1 pseudogene is annotated in these 269 nt (G+C 69.5%); it reads left to right on the forward strand.

Annotated features, from left to right (window positions below):
• Nucleotides 1-172 (forward strand): annotated as a pseudogene (locus SB822_RS57555) (addiction module antidote protein, HigA family); the annotation flags it as partial.
• Nucleotides 173-269: the final 97 nt, after the last annotated feature.

Below are 269 nucleotides of genomic sequence, written 5' to 3' on the forward strand. Positions count from 1 at the left end.
GCGCGTGGCCACGGCCGCTGCGGGCGCGCAGATGGAACGCGAGATCGACCCCATTCCGAAGGCCGATCGCCCGAAGCTCCCCATGTTTGCCGCGGAACATGCGCGCTCCGCGGCGCTCGCAGCGAGCGTGAGCGGCAGCGCCACGGCGGGCAAGGTCCGGCGCAAAGGCTGACCGCCGGTTGTGGTTTGGGTTGTGCTTTGGCCGCCGGTTATGCTCGTTGCTGCTCACTGGCCGCGTCGCGCGCGTTTTTCATCTCTCCGCCCACAGC

Source organism: Paraburkholderia sp. SIMBA_054 (genome assembly GCF_046534875.1).
Classification (GTDB): domain Bacteria; phylum Pseudomonadota; class Gammaproteobacteria; order Burkholderiales; family Burkholderiaceae; genus Paraburkholderia; species Paraburkholderia hospita.